15 protein-coding genes are annotated in these 19659 nt (G+C 50.0%); 12 read left to right on the plus strand and 3 right to left on the minus strand.

Annotated features, from left to right (window positions below; translation table 11 throughout):
• Nucleotides 1-14 precede the first annotated feature (14 nt).
• Nucleotides 15-236 (minus strand): hypothetical protein, encoded by a 222-nt coding sequence (locus tag ACSAZK_RS00005; RefSeq protein ID WP_440955400.1) that lies wholly within the window; start codon nucleotides 234-236, stop codon nucleotides 15-17.
• 84 nt (nucleotides 237-320) lie between these two features.
• Here ACSAZK_RS00005 and ACSAZK_RS00010 point away from each other — a divergent pair, with 84 nt between their 5' ends.
• Both ACSAZK_RS00010 and ACSAZK_RS00015 read left to right on the plus strand, forming a co-directional pair.
• Entirely contained in the window at nucleotides 321-797 is a 477-nt protein-coding gene (locus tag ACSAZK_RS00010) for a universal stress protein (protein WP_440955401.1), read from the plus strand.
• 118 nt (nucleotides 798-915) lie between these two features.
• Nucleotides 916-2847, plus strand: coding sequence for a PAS domain-containing protein (locus tag ACSAZK_RS00015; protein WP_440955402.1), 1932 nt, complete (start codon nucleotides 916-918; stop codon nucleotides 2845-2847).
• Nucleotides 2848-2922: 75 nt separating this feature from the next.
• On the opposite strand, the gene ACSAZK_RS00020 is transcribed toward ACSAZK_RS00015, so the two are convergent.
• Together ACSAZK_RS00020 and hdrA2 are read right to left on the minus strand one after the other, a co-directional pair.
• On the minus strand, nucleotides 2923-4194 hold the full coding sequence (locus tag ACSAZK_RS00020) for a 4Fe-4S binding protein (protein WP_440957064.1): 1272 nt from the start codon (nucleotides 4192-4194) through the stop codon (nucleotides 2923-2925).
• 107 nt (nucleotides 4195-4301) lie between these two features.
• On the minus strand, nucleotides 4302-6656 hold the full coding sequence (gene hdrA2, locus ACSAZK_RS00025) for a CoB-CoM heterodisulfide reductase HdrA2 (RefSeq protein WP_440955403.1): 2355 nt from the start codon (nucleotides 6654-6656) through the stop codon (nucleotides 4302-4304).
• Between the two features lie 531 nt (nucleotides 6657-7187).
• On the opposite strand from hdrA2, the gene ACSAZK_RS00030 reads away from it, so the two are divergent.
• From ACSAZK_RS00030 to ACSAZK_RS00075, 10 genes are all read left to right on the plus strand, one after another.
• On the plus strand, nucleotides 7188-7313 hold the full coding sequence (locus ACSAZK_RS00030; protein WP_440955404.1) for a hypothetical protein: 126 nt from the start codon (nucleotides 7188-7190) through the stop codon (nucleotides 7311-7313).
• 341 nt (nucleotides 7314-7654) lie between these two features.
• Nucleotides 7655-7936, plus strand: coding sequence for a ferredoxin-thioredoxin reductase catalytic domain-containing protein (locus ACSAZK_RS00035; RefSeq protein WP_440955405.1), 282 nt, complete (start codon nucleotides 7655-7657; stop codon nucleotides 7934-7936).
• A 436-nt stretch (nucleotides 7937-8372) separates the two neighbouring features.
• Nucleotides 8373-8837: a (Fe-S)-binding protein gene (locus tag ACSAZK_RS00040; protein WP_440955406.1), complete on the plus strand. Its 465-nt coding sequence runs from the start codon at nucleotides 8373-8375 to the stop codon at nucleotides 8835-8837.
• Between the two features lie 10 nt (nucleotides 8838-8847).
• On the plus strand, nucleotides 8848-10098 hold the full coding sequence (locus tag ACSAZK_RS00045; RefSeq protein WP_440955407.1) for a formylmethanofuran dehydrogenase subunit B: 1251 nt from the start codon (nucleotides 8848-8850) through the stop codon (nucleotides 10096-10098).
• Nucleotides 10098-10496: a molybdopterin dinucleotide binding domain-containing protein gene (locus tag ACSAZK_RS00050; protein ID WP_440955408.1), complete on the plus strand. Its 399-nt coding sequence runs from the start codon at nucleotides 10098-10100 to the stop codon at nucleotides 10494-10496. Before ACSAZK_RS00045 ends, ACSAZK_RS00050 begins: the two co-directional genes overlap by 1 nt.
• Before the next feature lie 184 nt (nucleotides 10497-10680).
• On the plus strand, nucleotides 10681-10980 hold the full coding sequence (locus tag ACSAZK_RS00055; protein WP_440955409.1) for a hypothetical protein: 300 nt from the start codon (nucleotides 10681-10683) through the stop codon (nucleotides 10978-10980).
• A gap of 926 nt (nucleotides 10981-11906) precedes the next feature.
• On the plus strand, nucleotides 11907-12668 hold the full coding sequence (locus ACSAZK_RS00060; protein ID WP_440955410.1) for a hypothetical protein: 762 nt from the start codon (nucleotides 11907-11909) through the stop codon (nucleotides 12666-12668).
• Complete coding sequence (locus ACSAZK_RS00065) at nucleotides 12665-15883, plus strand: tubulin-like doman-containing protein (protein WP_440955411.1); 3219 nt, start codon at nucleotides 12665-12667, stop codon at nucleotides 15881-15883. Before ACSAZK_RS00060 ends, ACSAZK_RS00065 begins: the two co-directional genes overlap by 4 nt.
• A complete protein-coding gene (locus tag ACSAZK_RS00070; RefSeq protein WP_440955412.1) occupies nucleotides 15849-17345 on the plus strand; it encodes a hypothetical protein in 1497 nt (498 codons plus the stop codon). The genes ACSAZK_RS00065 and ACSAZK_RS00070 overlap by 35 nt, the downstream gene beginning before the upstream one ends.
• Nucleotides 17326-19659: a hypothetical protein gene (locus ACSAZK_RS00075; protein ID WP_440955413.1), complete on the plus strand. Its 2334-nt coding sequence runs from the start codon at nucleotides 17326-17328 to the stop codon at nucleotides 19657-19659. Before ACSAZK_RS00070 ends, ACSAZK_RS00075 begins: the two co-directional genes overlap by 20 nt.

The following is a 19659-nucleotide window of genomic DNA, read 5'->3' on the forward strand; positions in this document are numbered from 1 at the left end:
TACTAATCTGGCATTTAATTTACTATTTGGAGTACAACCCCGGAAAATGGGGCATAAGCCCTGAAATACCTGATTTTTTTCAATCCAGCAGAACCAGCGTATAAGGATGGAGCTGCATCATCCATTGGAAACTTCTGAAGGGGCGTCCCCAGCTTTTCAAGGGTCTTGTCTACCCTCACCCCGAGCTCTATGAGGCAGGGCCTGTGAAGGGGGACAGACCCGGCTTCCGCAGCCATTGCAGCCGTAGATGCACTTTAAAATTGTTCTATATTCGATGCCATTATATTTTTGCAGCCCTATAGGTTAATGGGGGGAACTTCATGGCAAGCATTGAAAGCACGGAAAGCCCTACTTTTAAGAAAATCATGGTCGCTACGGACGGTTCCGAATGTTCAAAGAAGGCCGTCTCTGCAGGGATCGAACTGGCCCGCCTGAGCGGGGGAGTTGTGTATGCGGTGTACGTCGTGTCAACTGACTATTTTTCTTCCATGGCGGTTGACGCGGGCTGGGAATCGATGTACGAGTTCCTGAAAAAAGAGGGAAAGGAAACCCTTGAATACGTAGCTGTTGCCTGTAAGGAAGCAGGGGTCCCGGTAGAACCCGTAATGCTTGAAGGACATCCGGCTCCCGAGTTGATCGATTTTGCAGAAGATACTTCGATGGACCTCATTGTCATGGGGACGACCGGCAGGGCAGGTCTGAACCGGATTTTGCTGGGGAGTGTTGCAGGGCATGTGGTCAGGCACTGCAAGGTGCCGGTGATGGTTATAAGGGGAAAAGGTCAGCCGGGAAATTAAGCTAAAGTTAAAGTTAAAGGTTCAGTTTCAGGGTTTGGGGGAGTGGGAGTGGGAATTGAACGGTTATCTTCTTCAAAGCTTCCGACACCATCTAATTTTCGGGACGCTAAGAGCATAAATGCACAGAAAGCCGGATGTGAGGGGCATTAAAGAGAGTAAGCAGCCTGACAGGCATTTTGAAGAGGGAGGATATAAGGAACACTGGATGGAGGAATTCCTTGCAACAAGCCAGAACCTCGTGTTCCTGGCAGAAAAAGACGGAAGGATTCTCTATGCGAACAGGGCGGGAAATTCCCTCCTCGGGGAATGGAAACTCCGGGTAGGAGACAGGTTGCCTCCCGAAATTGAAAATGTCGCAAGAATTTCGATAGTCAGGGATAGTAAGGAAGAGTTAGAGCTCAGAGCCGGGGATAGGGTATTTTTGCTTGTGTTCCACCCTTTTCCGGAAAAGGGGCATATAAGCATCTGCGGCTTTGACGTCACGAAGCAGAAGCAGACGGAAGAAGAACTGAGGAAAAGTGAGGAAAAGTACCGGCACTTTGCAGAACAGGCAGGACAGTTCATTCTGGACTACGATGTAAAAACAGGAAGTTTTGAGTGGGCGGGAGCCATTGAGGAACTTACGGGATACTCTGCGGAAGAGTTCCGGAAATTTGACCTCCATACCTTTGCGGAGCATATCCACCCCGAAGACCGGAAAAGAGTCCTGGAAGCCCACACCAGGTGCAGGCAAACCGGGGAAAAGTACCACGGGGAATGCAGGTTCAGGAGGAAAGACGGGAGTTATATTTGTGTAGAAGGCACCGGGATCTGTTTAAGGGATGAGTCAGGCTCCGTCTACCGGGTTCTTGCCATGGTAAAGGACATAACGGATAAGAAACTTGCACGGGAGAGACTGGAAAAGAACGAGGAGCGTTTCCGGCTCATTGTGGAGCAGACCGGGCAGGGGATCTACGACTATGACGTTTTTGCAAACCGCCTGAGCTGGGAAGGGGCTGTGGAGAAGATTACAGGCTACTCCTGTAAAGATCCCTGCCTGGCTTCAAAAGAACTCTGGATATCCCATATCCATCCCGAAGACCGGAAGAAGGCAGCCGAATTTTTTGGGAAGGCCCTGAAAAAGGGCGGGAAGTATCATCAGGAATACCGGGTGGAAAGAAAGGACGGGACTTACGCTCACGTGGACGTTAGCGGGATCTTCCTGAAGGACAAAGCCGGACGGGTCTACCGGTTGATTGGGATAATAAAGGACATTACGGAAAGAAAGCTCTCAGAAGAAGCCATCAGGAGGGCCGAAGAAATCAGCAAGAAAGAAATTCATCACCGGATCAAGAACAACCTGCAGGTGATCTCCTCCCTCCTCGATCTCCAGGCCGACTTTTTCAGGGACAGAAAAGTAATAGATGCCTTCCGGGAAAGCCAGAACCGGGTGATTTCCATGGCTCTTATTCACGAAGAGCTTTACAGGTCCGAAGACGTCGAAACCCTTGATTTTTCGGCTTACCTCATGAAACTAAGTTCCGGCCTCTTCGAGTCCTACAGGATAGGGAACAGTAAAATCCGGCTCCGAGTGGAGGCTGAAAAGAAGATTTACCTCTACATGGATACCGCAATTCCCCTGGGGATAATTGTCAACGAACTCGTCTCAAATTCCCTGAAATATGCTTTTCCCGAAGGGGGGGAAGGGGAAATCCGGATTCAGCTCTACAGCATGGAAAGCGATGCAATAAGCAAAAGCAGTGTAAAATACAGCAGTGGAGTGGAGGGAGACAGCAGTGGAGTAGAAGGGGACAGCAGTGGAGTAGAGGAAGAAAGCGCTGGAATAAAGGAAGATATGAAAAAAGGCAGGTGCTGCGAAAATTTCAGGTGCATGTTGATCGTTTCGGACAACGGCTCAGGTTTCCCGAAAAACATCGATTTTGAAAACCCCGAGACCCTGGGCCTCCAGCTCGTAAACACCCTGGTGAAACAGATCGACGGGGATATCGAGCTTAAAACAAACGGGGGGACAGAGTTCAGGATAGGGTTCGGAAAAGCAAGATTAGAATGAAAAAACAAAATGAAAATTCAGAATGAAAAACAGAATAAATGGTTTGAATAAAAATATAAAGAAGTTTGATGCCAATCAAACTTCCATCTTCTTTTTCACCGCAATAAGGACGTTTTCTGCAGTATCCTTTTCCCAGAGTTTCCTGACCTTTGCGTTCTTGAGGGCAGGCATAAGTGAGTCGATCTTTGCTTGGACGGCTGCAAGCCTCTCCTCGTCGACTTCGGGAGGCTCGACTCCCAGGAACTTCTGGGCTTTGAGGGTCTCGGTTTCCCGGAAGACTGCTTTGTCCACCCCTCTCCGGACACCGGTCTTCAGGGACTCGATGGCGTCTCTCCACTGGGCTGCCCAGGGGGTCTCGGGGATTTCGGTGTGGTGGACTTCGGTCCTCTCGACTTTTATGGCTTCCAGGTGGCAGGCCTGTACGCAGGCTCCGCAGTAGGTGCAGTATTCCTCGGCAAAGGCGATTTTCCGGGGGTCTTCGGGGTCTGTGGGGACGTACCAGAGGTCCGAGGGGCAGACGTTGAAACAGCCGCGGCAGCCCTGGGGGTCGCACTCTTTCAGGTTGGCTTCGATGAGGCTGAGCTGCCCTTCCATGGGCTTTTGCAGGTCCACGGCGTCATAAGGACAGACTGCCTGACAGCGGCCGCATTCCGTGCATTTCTCGTCGTCCACTTTGACGTTGCCTTCCACCTTCGGGGCCTCGCAGGGGCGTTCCCCTTTGACCTTTATCGCCTCTTCCGGGCAGATGTCCTGGCAGAGCACACAGTAGTCGCACTGGTCCTCGTCTACCAGGAGCTGCTCGAAAGGCACCAGGTTGTCAGGGGTGGGTTCGCGTTCGAGCAGGATGAAAGCGTCACAGAAACGGGCGCAGATGCCGCAGAAGTTGCACTTGTCCATGTCGATCTCGATTTCCCCTTCGGCCCCTTCTTTCAGGGGTGCGATCTCTTCCTTTTTCGGGAAGGTGAACTCGACTTCGATTGCGTCCTGGGGACAGGCTCCCTCACAGAGAGCACAGGGCAGGCACTTTTCGTTGATTTCCACGTAAGTGTCGTATTTCGGGTACTTTTCCTCGTCCGGGACCTCGCCCACGGCTTCGAAGGTTATGGCGTGCACCGGGCAGAGGTTCGAGCACATCCTGCAGAAGGTGCACTTGTCAAGGTCCATCATCACGGCAGGGGCGTCAAGCCCGGTTGCGATTTCGTGTATGGGACCCAGTTCAAGGGCGTCCGTGGGGCAGATCTCCGCACAGATCCCGCAGCCGTTGCAGCGCTTGTAATCGTAGTCAATGGTCTTGATGGACTTTTCCGTAGCCTGGGTGTAGATAAAGTGGGAGCCCTGCAGGTCCATGGTGGTGGTGACAGTGATCTTTTCCTGGCCTTCTTCTTCGGCTCCGGTTTCTTCAGCTCCGCATTCTTCTGTCAGGGCTTCCTGTTCCTGTTCAGGGTATTCTTCGCTCACTGCACCGCCTCCTGCAGTTCGGTCCCGATCGGGCCTATTTCTTCCAGCTCCTTAACAAACTCGGTAATGGTATTCGAGAAGCGTTCTCCTTCCGCAGCCGAGATCCAGAGGGTCCGGATCCTCTTCGGATCAAGCCCGACTTCCCCGATCACGTCTTTCAGGACTTCTATCCGCTTCTTTTCGTCGTAGTTCCCGTGGATGTAGTGGCACTCGTCCATCCGGCAGCCTGCAATAAGGACTCCGTCGGCTCCTCCTTTCAGGGCTTCGAGCACGAACTCGGGGTTGACCCTTGCCGAGCACATGGTCCGGATTACCCTGATGTTAGTGGGGTAGCGCAGCCGAGACATCCCGGTCAGGTCGGCACAGGCGTAACTGCACCAGTTGCAGAGGAAAGCCACGACAAAGGGGCTCTGGGACTTGTGGGCGGTTGCTTCCCTGACCTGGGCCAGGATCTGTTCGTTTTCGAAGTTCCGCATCTGGATGGCTCCGACCGGGCAGGCTGCACTGCAGTCTCCGCAGCCGTAACAGGAAACTTCGTCAACAACGGCTTTCTTGTCCACGATGCTGATCGTCCCGAACTTGCAGACCTCCACACAGGTCCGGCACCCGATACACTTTTCGGGGTCGACGTGGGCACCCATGGGGTCGGCTTCGAGCTCGCCCTTCCCGAGGAGCTGCATTGCTTTTGAGGCACAGGCGCTTCCCTGGGCAATTGAGACCTGGATTTCCTTGGGGCCCGAGGCGCAGCCTGCCAGGAAGACCCCGCTTACCGGAGCGTCCACAGGGCGCATTTTCGGGTGGGCAGGGGCAAAGAAGCGGTCCGGCCGCCTTGCAAGGTTCAGCATCCTGCCTATTCCTTCCGCAGCCTTTGTGGGCTCGTAGCCCGTAGAGAGCACGACCATGTCATGGATGTCCTCTGCAGCCCGGCATTCCAGGGTGTTTTCGTAGCGGATGGCAAGCCTTCCGTCTTCCGAAGGCTGGACTTCGGCTACCTTTCCGCGGATGAAGTCCACGCCCATACCCTGGGTCCTTGTGTAGTATTCCTCATACATCTCCCCGGCTGCCCGGATGTCGATGTAGTGGATGGTAACGTCCGTGTCCGGGTAACGCTCCCTGATCATCTGGGAGTTTTTGAGGGCTGCCATACAGCAGGCTCTTGAACAGTATTCGTTCCCTACGGTTTTGTCTCGAGACCCGACACACTGGATAAACGCAACACTTTTCGGGGGTTCCCCGTCGGAGGGTTTGAGGACCCTGCCTCCCGTCGGCCCTGCGGAGTTCAGCATCCGCTCGAGCTGCATGTTGGTGATAACGTCCGGGTATTTCCCGAAACCCAGTTCCGGTTTCCTCCTGGCATCAAAAAGCTGGTACCCGGTTGCAACGATGACGGCTCCGGCTTCGAACTCGATTTCCTCGGGTTTTTGCTCGTAGTCAACCGCTTCGGCAGGGCAGGCCTGCTGGCAAAGCCCGCAGCCAACGCACTTTTCCGGGTCAATGAGCACGACCTGGGGGACCGACTGGGGGATGGGCATGTAGATTGCCCGGGTTTTTCCAACCCCGTAATTCATGGGGTTTTCGATCTCCACGGGGCAGACCTCGGAACAGAGGTCAACGCAGCCCTTGCACTTGTCTTCCAGGATGAACCTGGGTTTTTTGGTAACCTTTACGTGGAACTTTCCGACCGAACCTGAGATGTCGGTGACTTCGGAATAGGTGTAAAGGTTTATGTTGGGGTGGTTCTGGACTTCCGTCATCTTGGGGGCGAGCACGCAGATGGAACAGTCATTTGTTGGAAAGACCTCGTTCATCAGGGCCATCTTTCCCCCTATTGTGGATTCCCTTTCAACCATGGTCACGGGAAAGCCGGCCTCGGCCAGGTTCAGGGCGGACTCTATCCCTGCAACCCCGCCTCCCACGATGAGGACGTTTTTGCTTGCTTTCGAGTGGCTTGCGCTGAGTTCCTTGAGGAACTTAGCTTTTGCAACCCCCATCCTGATCAGGTCAAAGGCTTTCTGGGTCGCCATCTGAGGGTCGTCTGCATGCACCCAGGAACACTGTTCCCTGATGTTTACCATCTCCATCAGGTAAGGGTTCAGGCCTGCCTTTTCCACCACGCCCCGGAACGTTTTTTCATGAAGGCGGGGGGAACAGGCTGCTATAACGATCCTCTCGAGCTTTTCATCCTTGATATCCTTGATGATGCCTTCCTGCCCGGAATCGGAACACAAAAATTGCACTTCCCGGGCAAGCACCACATCATCCAGTTTGCCTGCCATCTCCTGCAGTGCAACGACATCTATTACACCTGCAATGTTCAGTCCGCAGTGGCAAACATATACTCCGATTCTCATTTTTGTAACTCCTTATATCTATGGCTAATGTTAGGGACTTGGGCATGATATAGCTTTTGATATATTTCCCTATATAATTTATAAGTTATAATTTCAGGTCCTGGATTTCTTCCAAATAATATTCCTCTGAATAATATTCCTGTGATTTATCTCTCTGAACAATATTCCTGAGATATATTCCTAAGATTTTATTTCTCTGTATAATATTCCTGAAAGTTTCCCTTTTGGGTACAGAAAAAATTAATTCAACGAGGACTTTCCCCGGAATCCGGAAATTTCTGTTTTTTGCGGTTTCCGGGGCTTTTCAGTTCTTAATATAATTTTTCTCCTGAACCGGATAAAAATATAGTTATTTTGTACAAAATCAAAACCTTTATTTTATAAGGGTTTTTTTAATTTTTTAACTATAATGTACTAGCTTGCCCGTGGCCGATGTTTGATATATGAGAGCTCATTTGCAAGAAAAAGTTGCAGAGGACGTTGTGGGGGACGTTGTGGAGGACGCTGTGGAGGACGCTGCGGGAGAAAGGCATGGCAGCCTTAAGTGAAATGACTTCCGTCGGGCTTGAGGTCATGGCTTCAGGAGTTATATGTATGATGAACATCAGGTGGCTTTATTGCCAGGATCTAACAATAACTATCACCATGTATTTATAACACATATTTTATATATAAAACTTATTTTATATATAAAACTTCATACTATGTATTTCTGATATTCGCTAACTGATATCCTGCAAGCATTGTTCTGCCATTTGCCGCTGAACCATCTACCTGACCGGGTATCTCCCAACTACTTTATAGTTTGAGATATTATTCGTAATCGAATTTAAGGGCTGAAATTTGATTGTAGTTTAGCAAGCAATTTCCAATTCTACCGGTTGCTTCTTTTAATTTAATGATTATATAAGCAACTGATGATATTTTGGAATTACCGGTCACCTGAAATTCGGTTACCTGATCATTGTTATTTCTAACCAAAAACAAAGGGATTTCACATGAGTGAGCACGAAGACTTAAAAAATAAAATGTACGAATGGACGGAAAAATACGCTGACAAAGCAGGCTATCAGCTCAATCCCGATAAGGAGGGGCTTGATTATGTGCTTGACGGGCTTGCTGCAAGGCTTGAGAAGTTTGGGAAACGCTACTGTCCCTGCAGGATAGTAACCGGGAATGAGGGTGAAGATAAGAAAATAATCTGTCCCTGCATCTATCATAAAGATGAAATCGAAAGGGATGGCAAATGCCACTGCGAACTCTTCTTCAAAGCCGATTGACCTGTGTTTCCTTCAGGACTACCGGCCCGGTTCTTTTGCTCGGTTCCCTCCCGGGAAAATGCCTTTTTCGGGGATAAAAGGTGTATTTCGGCTTGTTTAAATATATTTCCCTTTACGGAAGTCGGGACTTTAAGATGCGGCTTTCATTAGCTCCTGATAGGGTCCGGGATTCCAATATAGGGGCCGAAAAGCTTAAAAAAGGTGTTAACGCCGCAAATATGGCTTAACGCTGCAAATTAAAATGCAATAATTTAAGATAAGGTACTTAATACACTTTAATTAAATAATATTTGATTTAAATTCTAAGGGATTTCACTAAACTAATTTGGTTCATGGATTTCTGTCCAATGGATTTATGCCCAATGGATTTCTGTCCAATGGATTTCTGTCCAATGGATTTATGCCCAATGGAATTTGACTCAAGGGTGATGTGAAAATGACAAGTACAATGGAACTCTATCAACTGCTTCCAAAGACCAACTGCAAGGAATGTGGGAAAAACTCCTGTATGGCTTTTGCAGCTGCTCTCATGGCCCGCGAGCTCACGCCGGATGACTGCCCTCCCATGAAAAATGACCCGAAGTATAAGAAGAACTATGAAACCGTAAGCGGCATGTTCTCCACTACCGAAGGTGCGACAGAAACCGGCCTGATCGTGCACGAGGAGCTTTGCTTTGGCTGCGGAAACTGTGTGGTTGCCTGCCCGGTAAACGTGGCAAACGACCCTCATGGAGTCGGGGCGGGAAAAGCCCCGAAAAGCACCGATAAGCTTATCCTGATAATCGAGGATGGGATCGTAAAAGCCCAGAATGTAGACGAGTGCCGTCGCTTCGGGAAAAACAAGATTCTCTGCACTGGCTGTATCGTGACCTGCCCGGTAGAGGCAATCGAGTTTGTGTGAGGTGAAGCTGATGGAAGGGAACTATTATGTATGTACCGGCTGCGGGCTGCTCTGCGACGATATTGAGGTTGAGCTTGAGAAAGACTCGGTAAGCAAGGTTTACACAGCTTGCAGGGTAGGGGTAGCCCATATGAAGGAAGGCAGCAGGGAAGCTGTCTCCCGGGTGGACGGAAAGCCCGCAGAAGAAGCCGCAGCAATCGAAAAGGCTGCAGAGATCCTGAAAAATGCAAAGAACCCCCTCATCTTTGGGCTTGGGACGTCCACGAACGAAGCCCAGAAAAAAGCTCTCGAACTTGCAAAAAAACTGAATGCAACCCTGGACGACACCTCATCCTTCTGCCTGGGGCCGGTGGTCGAAGCTCTCCTACAGGAGAAGTTCAATACCTGCACCCTTGACGATGTGCGGCATAAGGGAGATGTAATGGTCTTCTGGGGCGCAGACCCTTCGGATTCCCACCCGCGCCACCTTTCAAAATTCTCCTACTTCCCCCGTGGGGAACAGAAGCAGAAGGGCTGGGAAGAAGAGAGGACCGCCATTGCAATTGATATCAGGAAGTCCCATACCGCAAAGATCTGCGGGAGCAACTTCTTCCAGATCCCGCCCGGTGGAGATACCGAATTTATAAATGCCCTGATTGACGGGGTTTCCGGGAAACTGCCAAAGACTTCCTACAAATTCCCCCCGAAAAGGCTCCTGGAACTTTCCAATATGCTGAAAGGCGCGAAGTTCGGGACGATCTTCATGGGCCTGGGCCTGCTCTATTCCCTGGATGACCTTGACCCGATAATCCGGCTCGTGGAAGTCCTGAACGAAAAGGCGAAAGGGGAGTTCCACCTGATTCCCATGGTCGGACATTACAACATGCGGGGCTTTAACGAGAACCTCTTTGCCGAGACCGGCTACGTGAACTGCGTGAAGTTCGAAAACGGGGAGGCAAAGCACGGGCCCGAATATTCAACTGTGGAAGCCCTGAAAGCAAAGGCTGTGGACGCAGTCCTTATCATCGGTTCCGACCCCCTGGCAAGTCTGCCCCATTCGATTGTGAAGAACCTGCTCGATATCCCCATAATTTCAATAGACCCCTGCGAGACCCTTACCTCCAGGAAGGCAAAGGTCCATTTCAGCACGGCAGTTACAGGGGTTGAGTGCGGAGGCAGTGCGACCCGGATGGACGGGGTTGAGGTAAAATTCGACCCGATACTTGAGACAAAACGTCCCACGGATGAAGAAATTCTCACAAAAATCATGGAGGCGCTCTGATGGATTTCGGATCTTTCCTGGCAGCCCCTGAAATTAAGGTAAAAATCGTAACCTACAGGGACATTTTCCAGAACAAGGCAATGATCGAGGACCGTTTCGGGGAAGAGTACAAAAATACTTCTGCCCTCATAAAAATGGACCCCGCAGACCTCAAGCAAATGAGCGTAAAGAAAGGTGCAACGGTTATCGTGAAAAATTCTTTCGGGAACATCGTGGTCAAAGTCGAAGAATCCGGCTACGAAACCCCCCACAAAGGCATTGCGTATATGCCAAACAGCCCCTGGTCCAACATGCTTGTCTCGGACGAAACCGGCGGCATGGGCGTCCCGAAGTTCAAGGACATCGAAGCCACGGTCACCTCCGCCAAGGGAGCAAAGGTAACGGACCTTGATTTCTGAACATTTGATTTCGGACCTCGAGTTCTGAAAATTTGATTTCGGACCTCGAGTTCTGAAAATTTGATTTGATTTTTTAAAGGGTCCTTACGGCCCCCCAAAAAACGTTTCCCTGTTTTTTATGGTCCGTATCTGTCTCCCACCTCTGTCTAACTTCCCCCAGAAAAACGAAGCTTGAGATGGAACTATGGATGATGTTAATGATAATATGTTTCTGAAATTCACTCCTCTCCTGAAAAACGGAAAAACCCTTTACCGTTTCGAAGCTTTCGAAAACGTCAAGCCTAAATGGGAACTTCCCTGCGAGTACCTGAGCGGGCTGCATTTTACTGCCTGGGACCGGGTTTTACTGTATTCGGATGGGAGTTTTGTCCGAAAAGTCCTCACAGGCAGCGAGCTTTCCGAAGAAGAATACCTGGAATTAATGAAGATCGTTGAACTCGGAAAAGCACGGCTGAAGGAAATCCGGACAAAATTTCCTAGATAAGAGAAAAATGGTTTTTCTGATCCATAGAAATCCTGTATATAACTGAAAATGACCCCGGTTTTTGTTATAGGATCCAATACTGATTCCAATTCCGCTTATTTGCGCTTTCGTATCGATAAACAGGGTCCTCACCGTTTGCGTAAGCAAACGGCCTTTCCCGAAATTAATGAAAAAAAATTGATTAAAAGAAAAAATTTTCATTATTAGCTTTTCTTTTATTCAACTCACTTCGCGTTAATGTTCTGAATTTGTTTCTATGATCTTTAATTAATAAATAAATATAATTAGTTGAGGTTTTCTACAAAGTCTTTTTTTCAATTTTCAATTCTAATTCTTTTACTTTTCAGGTTTTTTATTTTTTTACTCTTTTTAATTTTGGAAAGGCCGGTCAGCAAGCTGACCGGTGAGAGCGCCGGTACCTGAGGAACGGATCAAAAAAGGTTCACGGGGATGAGTTACTGCTGGGATTTAAAAAAAGTTTTGTGGGGATAAGTTACTGCTGGGATTTAAAAAAAGTTTTGTGGGGGTGAGTTACTGCTGGGATTTAAAAAAATGTTTATGGGAATAAGTTATTGACTGGATTACTTTTGCTTTTGGGTACTTTACTGGAAGGACTTTCATGTCACTTCAAGTTTTAAATTTTTTAATTTTGTTGGTTCTCGCAGGCACGCATTTCAATAATATTCAAAAATGTTATCATTCAATCTTCCTAAACTAATTTAAAAAAAAGTTATTTATTGATATATGAAGAATTTGCATGGGGATATTAAGTTCGATTAAAGTTCGATTAAAGTTCGTTCTGGCATGGGGAAAATCGGTTTCGATTAGATGACATTTTACTATGGGGATAGTAAGTTCTGTTTAAGGTCGTTTTGATATCGGGTTATTAAGGTTGGGTTGAGGTCATTTGATAGGGGGCATCAGATATGGGAGCGGGGCATAAAGCCGTTTATGTGACTGCGTTAGCTTTCCTGTTTTTTCTTCTGTTTGCGGGGGAGGGGGCTGTGCTGGCAGCCCAGGTCGAGGTGGAAGGGGAGCTTCCCGGGGAGGTTGAGGAAAAGGAGGTTATAAGCAGCGTCATTACGATTAGCAATATTCCCGCTGCTGCGGATTTCATTACTTTTGATACGGACCTGGTGAAATACGGGGACCGGCCGATCTACAATTTTACCGGGCTGGAGCTTCAGAGCAATAAGAGCCGTTTTGAGCTTCCGGTTGAGGATAGCGGGGAGAAAATCGTTGTCCAGTTGAATGGGAGGGTTCCGGAAATCAGGGAAGTTAAACAGTGCGACGAGCTTACCCTGATAAAATACGACCCAAAGCTGACAGGGTATGCTTACTACAGGATCAGGTTGACCGATGAGGACGGAAACCCCCTGGGGGAGAGCGATACCCGCACGTTTACGATAATGGCTACCGAGATCGAAGAGTTCAGGGGGAAAATGACGCTTTTGGACGACTCTTTTTTCAGCGTATACCTGCAGGACATGTTCGATAAGGGGCTTGTGACCGAGGCAAACGAAATCGCGGACCATGTGATCGAAGAAGAGGAAAAGGAAAGGAAAGAGAAAGAAGAAGAGGAAAGCCCCTTTAGCCTGGGCTATGTGCTTGGAGGGATTGCCCTGCTGGCCCTGGGCTTTATCCTGGGGATCAGGTTCGGCGGATCTGAAGAGGAGGAAGAGGAATGAACGGAAGGGAAAGTAGCTATTCTACACTGCAGCTTCCCACGGACCTTACCATTGTTGGGATCGGGGGCTGTGGGAAACGCCTTTGCGGGGAGATCTGCAGGCACGAATGGATCCTTGGCAATTACCTTGCTTCAGGAAAAAGGCTCAGGATCTATACCATGGATACGGATGCCAACGAGAAAGTGGAAGATGAGGTCCAGAGAAGCGAGTTTCGGGCAGGGATCCAGGAAATGGGGGCCAGGGGGAATATAGAATACAATTACTATTACCTCCCTTCCCTGGCAAACATAAACCAGGTCTCGGACCTGGCAAGCCAGGAGGTCGCAACCAAGATCAAGGAAAGGAAATCGGACCCCGCCGTAAGTACCTGGTGGCTGAACGATCCGGGGGCAGAGGGGCTGAGTTTTGAGGAGCTCAGGACAATCGACCCCTTTTTGATTGACGATTTCGGAGGGGGAGTGCACCGGAGAAGGGCGATTTCAAAGGCGATCTTCTACAAGGTCCTGAGCCAGGGGCAGGCAAGCGGCTTTCCGACCTTTCCGAGTACCGGGACAACGGCAATTATTGTCGGGCTCGGAGGAGGGACCGGGGCAGGGATGTTCATTGACCTTGCGCGGTATATCCGGGCTCTACGGGGGGAGGCTACCCAGATCTGGCTTTTTGCGGTGATTCCCACCACAAAAGAAGGGGAAATGGAACAGTTAAACGCCGCAATTGCGCTTACCGAACTCGAATACCTGAACATTAACGAGAGGCTTTTCAACTATGTGGTGCTCAGTTCCCTGGGCCCGACGGGCTATAAAAAGGGGGAAGAGGCCAGGGTAGAGGTGCATGAGTTCGATTCAATGTTCCCCCACATCCTGACGAATTTCTTCCATATCGAAAAAGGGGATATCAACCTAAGCGATTCGAAACGCCTGTATTCCTCGTTTATTTTTGCAGATGCCCATGTAATCCAGTACCCCGTCGAAGAGCTGAAAACCCTGAAAAAACAGTATGAGGAAATCATCCTGGAACTCGAAAAAATCAGCGGGGCAAGGAAAGAAATCAACAGGGCCGTAAAAGCCCTGCTGGACAGCTCCGGGATGTTCAGGGAACTGCCTCCTACCCGGACAGATTCCGAGTTTATTAAAAAGGAATACACAAACGCCGAGAAAGTCTGGAAAAACGAAATCGGAAAACTCCTTAACTACCAGACCCCCGGAGCCGTGGAGTTTTTCATACGCAACAACATCTCGGCAGACGCCGGGATTGAAAACATAAGCAGCTATGAGGACCTGCTGGACTTCATCTCCAGGGTGAAAAGCTTTAGCGGCAGCGTAAAGGAAGACGAGTTGAAGGACGAAAATGACAAGAAGCTCTTTCGCCTGATTCCCGAGACCCTGCAGGGGATCGAAGATACTGCAAGGCTCTTCAAGCGGGTCGCGGGCATTGAGGAGGAAGCTGCAAGAGCCGTGCTTATAAATGTCCTGAAAGGCAAACAGGAACTTGTGGCTTCTGTTGACCGGCTCAACGCTAAAACCAGGGTACTCAAGGAAGAAAGCCTTGGAACAAAAGCCGAAATCGAAAGCAAACAGGTTGAAAAGGATTATCTGGAACAGGTGAATTCCCGGGTCGAAAAAGAAGTAGATAAGGCCTTAAGCGATAACGACCGGGACATTGAACAGTACTTTTCCCGGAAGAAGAAGCTGGATAACATCCGGGACCATGAGAAGCGGTTGAAATCGGAAATTGACATCTTCATCAGCAATTTCGGGGCAGGAAACTTCAAAAGCACGGATAAGGAGACCTGGCTGACCCTGACCGGGGTCCCGGAACTCCAGAGAGAAATTACTGCCATGTCCCATGAGCTTGAAATAGACCTCCAGGCCCTTTCCAAGCTCGTGGAATCGATTTCTCTCTACTACTATTACGATTACAGGATTACCCGGATCGAAAAAGGGGGCTTTAAGGAGAAACTGGTCGGGGCCGTAAAGGGGAATAAAAAGAAGCTTCTCAGGAGGTTTGAAGCCCAGAAACGGAGCATGGAGGATTATATCAAGAGCTCGGGAAGGGAATATGTCCAGGTAAACCCTCCTTTCGAGATTTATGTTCCTGAAAATTTCCTGAGTGAAAGCCAGAACAAAAAGGCCGAGGAACTTAAAACCGGGATCATGGACTCCCTCTTTTTCGACCTGAACAGGAAAGCCGCCGATCTTGAGGAAATCGACCGGGCGTTTAAGTCGGGAGACAGGCCGAAATTGAGGAGCCTCCTGAGAGAGGTCCTGACCCGCTACTACCTGCAGAGGGAAGACTATTCAGGGAAACTGGAACGGATCGAGACGGAGTTTCGGGAGCTTGAAGGAAAGCTCGAGGCTCAGAATTTCCTTTCCGATTTCCTCGGGAAAACCGAGGTCCTTACTGAGGAAACCCTTGTTTACAGGAGGGACCTTTCCAGGGAATACGATAAATTTTACGAGCATTTCACAAAACTCAGTGATGTCAGGACTTCGGGGAGCAAAGCTGGCAGCAAGACCCTGAGCAGCCTTTACATGACAAAGTTCGGGGATATCAACCCCAAAATCCTCTCCCTTATCGACGAGAGTTCCGATATGAGGGACCTTGACTGGGACGAGAGCGGGAAACGCGAACTTGACAAACTCATCGGGGAAATCCAGGTAACTTACAAAAACCTGATAGAAAGTTACAAGCTCGGGATCCATAACCTGATGATCCCTATCAGCACCACCGAACGCTGGAATTTCGGAAAAGCCGCCCTGGTGGTTTCTTCGCGCTCCTCCTACATTTCAAGCCGGATTGCAAGCGAACCCATAGCTGACGGGATAAAAGAAGAAATAAACGGGGTCCTGGCACTCAGCAACAGCAATGATGCCAAGCTTGCCACCCACAACCACACAAAGCCCTGGGACATTGCCCTGACCTTCTTTTCAGCCACGGGTTTCCTGGACAATATCTCGCCCCTGACCGCCGGGGGAGGCTTCTGGGAGGTGTATGAAAATAAGAAGGATAACCTGCTTCACCATGTGCTCAAACTCCATGAAGGAAAATACGTAACCCGAAAAGCCCTGCTCGACCTGAAGGAAGCCGGGGAACTGGCAAACCTGGAAAAGAAAGGGGTAAACGTCGGGGCAAGGGTCAATGAACTGTACGAAGAAAAAAGCTTGAGAGAGGCTTTGAAAAATGAGGATACACAGCAGCCTGAAACTCCTCTATGAACTTCCGGCAGTAGGGCTGGTCCTGCTTTTATCTTTCCTTTTTTTATGGTTTGCAGGGACATTAGCTTTCTCCCAGGTTTCCTGGCCAGGAGCTTTTTTGCTGAGTTTCTTTCCGGCATTCTTCGTTGCAAGCGCTTCAGGGATGTTTTTCCACGAACAGTCAAGAAAAGGGGGTTTCTTTTTAATTGCGGTCTTTTTGCCTTTCCTGTATTTTCTTTCTTTTGACCTGGGGGTCTTGAAGGCAAACGGGCTGCTCCTGGGCCTCCTGGCCGGGGGACTTCTGGACTGGCAGGCCCTTCACAATAACAGGTTCAACCTGCTTACGGGCTATGCAAGGGCAGGGGCGAGGCTCTTTTTTTTTGGCCTGGGCGTCTACATCCTTGTCCTTGCCCTGGAACTCATATACCCGTTTTCAGGTGAAGGGCTGGGGCGTTTCCTTGAAAGCGGGTCTGAAAGACCCCTGGACCTGGGGCTGGCCTTGCTGGTGGTGCTTTCCCTGTACCAGTTGACAGGGCTTATCCGGGACGTCCGGATTTCCGATGTCTTCATATACGGGCCTTCAAGGTCGGGAAAGACCTTCCTCCTGCTCGCCCTGTACAACCATTTCGTGAACTTTTACGCAGGCACGCACAGGGAAATCATCCTTTCCTATGACACGCAGGGGAAGCTCTCGAAAGCAAACGAGGACCGGCTGAGAATCGAGTCTATGCTTGCGGAAATCGAAGCCGGGAACATGCCAAAGAGCACCAGCCGCGCGGATATGGCAATGTATGTGCTGTCCGGGAAAAAAGGGGCAATCCCCATAGAATTTTCTTTCATCGATTACAGTGGGGAGTATACCGATGACCTGGACCCTGAGAATTACTCCCTGGCTGTCAATAAGCTCGATGAAAAACTGGAACGTTTCAATATAAACACCATCTACAGGCGGATCGGGACTATCAGCTTCCTGGAACAGCTGAAAAAAGACTACGCAAAGGAGCTCCAGGGAGAATTTCACGACCTGATCCTGGCCTCCATATATAAAAAAATGGAAACTGCCGGGAAAATCATTTTCCTCGTGGACGGGGACTACCTCCTGGACTACCACCTGGAAGGGAGAATGGAATTAACCCGCCTCTTCGGGCTTTATTCCCGGCTTATGGACCTCCTGGGAAGCGACAAGTCCTACGCCCTAGTGGTAACAAAAATCGATAAGTTCAAAGACCTGTCCGAAATTCCGGAAGAGTCGGCAGAAGCCCGGGAAATCGAAGAGGAAATCTACAAACTCCTGAGCAAAACCGATACCTTCAGGGAAATCCTCCACAGGGCCCGGAAAGTCCCTATCTACTTTTACACCGTAAGCGTGGACGCAACGCTCACCCCCCAGTTTTCAAAAGAGGGGAAAATGATCGAAGAACAGCAGAGAATTACCCAGATTTTCCCATGGAGGGTCGGTGAAATTGCGAAATTCGGCTTCTGATTCCGGTTCTGATTCCGGTTCTGGTTCCGGTTCTGGTTCCGATTCCGGTTCTGGTTCTGGTTCCGATTCCGGTTCTGGTTCCGATTCCGGTTCTGGTTCTGGTTCTAATCCCGGTCATGGTTCTGATTACGGTCATGGTCCTGCTTTCGGGGTATTCAGCTCAAGCGGAAAGCTGCTGGCAGGAAATAAGGACTTTAAAGATTACTCCGAGCTTGCCAAAAAGCTGGACATTAAAAGAAGCGCCCTGTATGTCGAGACCGGGGACATGACGGGGGACATGCACGGAGACATGCCCGGAAAAAGGGAAATTCTTCTCGGCTGCAGCCTCCTGGCTAAAATCAAGCTAGGCAGGGAAGAAAGGGTTGTCTTTATCTCGAAAATCCTGCCGGGGGAGTTTGACCGGGAGGGGGCCTGGCTCAAGAAGTTCTATAAGGAGGCCAGGGCGAAAACCGAAGCTCTGGAGTCAATCCGGTATGACGTAATCGGTTTGTGGAAAGCGGGTGATCTGGATTCGCTGGTCTCTCCGGATTTTCCGGGTTTTCTTGATTCTTCGGGTTTCCTGAATTCTTTTACTTCCCCGGAAAAATTCCCTGCCGGGTCCTTTGCCAAATCCCTTGCTCAGCTTGCGGGGGTCCTTCTCTCAAACCAGCCGGTTTCGGTCAGGACTTCCAAACTTGAGGACGGGCTTTTGCTGCTTTTCAGCCTGGTTTCGGGCTTGAAGCCTGCTTTTCACCTGCCTTTCAGGTTTGCCCTTTCCCTCTATCCGTCCGGGCTTGACCTGTCAGCCGGGCCCGGGGAGCCTGACCCTGACTTTTTCTTTGAAAACGGGGACCTGAGATCCAACCCGGCTTCGCGGGGTCCGGAGCCTTCCTATCCTGTGGAATATTACGAATTTCTCTACAGGGCTTTCGTCCGCATGGCAGAGCAGCAGGAATACCCGGGGACTGAGGAAAGTTTCCGGGAAAGGACCGGGGACCGGGAGGAACTGCTGGAGGAAGTCCGGAGGGGCATGATCGAACATTTCGGGCCCGAAATAACCGACAGTTTCATGGCAAAGGGAGAAATCGAAACCCTCTTCGAACTTTACCGGGAAAAGCCCGGGTCCCTGAAAGCGCTGGCTGATGCCCTGGTTGCCAGGGGCTGGGCTGACAGGGTCTTCGTGTTCCGGGACAAGGAACTTGCAGCTGAAGTGATAAAGAAACTGAGCGGAACGGATTCCGTAAGCAAAGGGCTTGAAGCCTTCATGCTGGAGCTGTACCGGGGGCTTAACAGCATCGGTGAAAAAGAAGAGGTCCAGCGCTACCTCCTGGAAAACGGTTTCTTTTACGAAGACTTCGTCTCCGAACTCGCCCTGATGCTCGAGGAAGGCTTCCGCAAAGGTGAACCCTCCCCTTACCTCCCCTCCCTGCTTGCCCTAACTGCCGACGTTTCCTTTTACGGGAACCCCCATGGAAAGAAAACATTCACCTGGGGGCTTCGCAAAGGGTTCGACCCCCTCAGCCCGCATGAAGCTGTGAACTTTTTAAAGCATGTCCTCTCAACCCTGCCCACTGTGGGAGAAGGCGGGAAACTGCTCCTCAAGACCCTCATAGAGCAAAAAGCCTCTGCCTTCAGGACCCCGGATAAACGTGCCACAGGGACAGGGGACGATTTTGTTCTGGAACTCAGCGAAAAACAGGCGGAAAAGCTGGACTCCTGGCTCGGAAGCAACTACGCCGGGGCAAGGAACGAAAAAATCCATACCCGCAGAAAAAAGCTTATGAAAAACGTCCGCAACGTCGTCCTTATCCTCCTGGCTTTCGCAGTCCTCGGAGCCCTTGCCCTCGCATTCCTGAACTACGGCCCCCAAATCCCTGGAATGGAGAACGTCTCCCCTGAAGCCGAAAACACGTCAGGGGCTGAGAATGAATCCATTGTGCAGGACGGAAACGCTTCAAAAAGCGTTGGGGTAACCGTGTCTTCAGGTTCCCCTGATTCAGCGGGCTCTGGCAATTCAACGGATGATGCTGATTCGGTGGTTTCTGGTAATTCTACCGATTCTGCTGATTCGGTGGGTTTTGCTGGCTCTGTAGATTCTGCTGGCTTTGTAGATTCTGCTGGCTTTGTAGATTCTGCTGATTCTGCTGACTCTTCCGACCTCATGAGTCCTGAGAATCTTTCCGATGAGGAATCAAATCAAACCGCTCCCGATAACAGCAGTAATGAATCGGACCTTAAAGCCCGGGAATCCAATGACCCTGAAAACACGACTTCTGAAAACATGACTTCCAAAGAAGTCAACTATGATTCCCTCTCACACTGGCAATTCCCGTAA

The organism is Methanosarcina sediminis, from assembly GCF_052056915.1.
Classification (GTDB): Archaea; Halobacteriota; Methanosarcinia; order Methanosarcinales; family Methanosarcinaceae; genus MTP4.